This window comes from Microbacterium sp., from assembly GCF_041641055.1.
Classification (GTDB): Bacteria; Actinomycetota; Actinomycetes; order Actinomycetales; family Microbacteriaceae; genus Microbacterium.
The window spans coordinates 31,714-34,300 of record NZ_JBEPZB010000031.1 but is presented as its reverse complement, the minus strand read 5'-3'; the positions used below and the strand labels follow the sequence as shown (position 1 = coordinate 34,300).

Here is a 2,587-nt window from a genome sequence, read left to right as displayed (position 1 = left end):
GATGTTGCCGAACTTCGAGGAGCGGAACACCTCGCGGATCTCGGCGACACCCGACTGGACCTCTTCGTACTCCGGCTTGAGCATGCCCTTGAGCGAGCTCTCGATCTCGTCGATCGCGTTGTAGATGACGGAGTAGAACCGGATGTCCACGCCTTCACGCTGAGCGCGCTCGCGCGCCTTCGTGTCGGGACGGACGTTGAAGCCCACGATGATCGCGTTGTCGATCGTCGCGAGGTTGACGTCCGACTCGGTGATCGCACCCACACCGCGGTGGATGATGCGCAGCTGCACCGAGTCGTCGACCTCGATCTTGAGCAGCGACTCCTCGAGTGCCTCGACGGCACCGGAGACGTCACCCTTGATGATGAGGTTGAGCGACTCGACCTTGCCCTCTTCGAGAGCACGGGTGAAGTCCTCGAGCGAGATGCGCTTGCGGGCCTTGGCCAGCTGGGCGTTGCGCTCGACCGCTTCACGCTTCTCGGCGATCTGGCGGGCCATGCGGTCTTCCTCGGTGACGATGAAGACGTCGCCGGCACGCGGCACGGAGTTGAGGCCCTGCACCTGCACCGGACGCGACGGGTAGGCCTCGAGGACCTGCTCGCCGTTCTCGTCTGCCATCGCACGCACACGGCCGTATGCCGTGCCGGCGACGATCGCGTCACCGATGCGGAGCGTTCCGGACTGGATCAGCACCGTGGCGACCGAACCGCGACCCTTGTCGAGCTTCGCCTCGATGGCGACACCGCGAGCGGCCTTGTTCGGGTTGGCGGTGAGGTCGAGGCCGGCGTCTGCGGTGAGCAGCACCGCGTCCAGGAGTTCCTGGATGCCGGTGTTGGCACGCGCCGACACGTCGACGAACATGACGTCTCCGCCGTACTCCTCGGCGACCAGACCGTACTCGGTGAGCTGCTGACGGACCTTGGCCGGGTTGGCCTCGGGCTTGTCGACCTTGTTCACCGCGACCACGATCGGCACGTTGGCCGCCTGGGCGTGGTTCAGCGCCTCGACCGTCTGCGGCATGATGCCGTCGTCGGCTGCGACCACGAGGATCGCGAGGTCGGTGACCTGCGCTCCACGAGCACGCATGGCGGTGAACGCCTCGTGACCCGGGGTGTCGATGAAGGTGATGGCGCGCTCGATGCCCTCGTGCTCGGTCCAGACCTGGTACGCACCGATGTGCTGGGTGATGCCTCCGGCCTCACCCTCGATGACGTTGGTCTGACGGATCGCGTCGAGGAGTCGGGTCTTACCGTGGTCGACGTGACCCATGACGGTGACGACCGGGGGACGGATCTCGAGGTCATCCTCGCTCTCCTCCTCCAGCTCCTGCTCGAGGTTGAGACCGAAGCCCTCGAGGAGCTCCTTGTCCTCGTCCTCGGGCGAGACCATCTGGATCTTGTAGCCGAGCTCGGCACCCAGGACCTCGAACGTCGCCTCGTCCAGCGACTCGGTGGCCGTGGCCATCTCGCCGAGGTTGAAGAGGATCGTGACGAGGGTTCCCGGCTGCACCGTGTAGCCCGTCAGCGTCTCGATCTTGTCCGCGAAGTCCGCGATCGACGCGCCGCGGCGCATGCGGATGATCTCCCCGTTGCCGCGGGTGACGTTGACGCCACCGACGACCGGAGCGCTCCGCATCTCGAATTCCTGCCGCTTCGCCCGCCGCGACTTGCGCTGCTTGCTCTTGCCGCCGCCCTTGCCGAAGGCACCTGCGGTACCTCCACCGGGACCACGACCGCGGCCTCCGCCGCCGCCGGGACGACCTGCGAAGCCACCACCGGGACGAGCACCGGGGCCGCCACCGGGTCCACCGGCACCGCCGGGACGACCGGGGCCACCCGGACGCTGCTGGAACGGTGCGCCGCCGGGACGACCACCCTGACCGCCGCGCGGGGCGCCGGGACGGGGGGAACCGGGACGAGGCGCACCCGGACGCGGGGCACCGGGACGCGGAGCCTGCGGACGCGGGATGTTGCCGGGAGTCGGACGCTGGCCCATGCCCTGCGCCGAGGCGAAGGGGTTGTTGCCGGGCCGGGGACCGGTCGGACGCTGGCCCATGCCCTGCGCCGACGAGAACGGGTTGTTGCCGGGGCGCGGGGCTCCGGGCTTGGGCGCTCCGCCGTCAGCCGGCTTCGGCGCAGCGGGTCCGGGCGTCGCCGCTGCGGGAGCGGCGGGCTCGGCCGGAGCCTCGGCGGCCGGGGCAGCAGGTGCTTCCGGTGCCGGTGCAGGCTTCGGGCCCGGCTTCGGACCGGGGGTCGGAGCGCCGGAGGCACCGGGCGCAGCAGCATTCGGTGCAGCAGCACCGGGCTTGGCAGCACCAGGCTTGGCAGCGCTCGGCTTTGCCGCGCCGGACTTGGCACCGGGCTTCGCCGCTGCGGGTGCAGCGTCTGCTGAGGCCTTCAGCGAGGCATCCGATTCGATGGCAGCGCGAAGCTTTCGCGCCACCGGAGGTTCGATGGTCGACGAGGGGCTCTTGACGAACTCTCCGAGTTCCTTGAGCTTTGCAAGTGCGATCTTGCTGTCGACGCCGAGTTCGGCGGCGATCTCGTGTACGCGTGGTTTACCAGCCACAATTCTCCTGTCTGGGGTC

1 protein-coding gene is annotated in these 2,587 nt (G+C 68.9%); it reads right to left on the bottom strand.

The features are described from left to right. Positions 1 to 2,568 (bottom strand): translation initiation factor IF-2 (gene infB, locus ACESK8_RS15355; protein WP_372969403.1); only part of this gene is annotated, 2,568 nt, incomplete at its 3' end. Positions 2,569 to 2,587 lie beyond the last annotated feature (19 nt).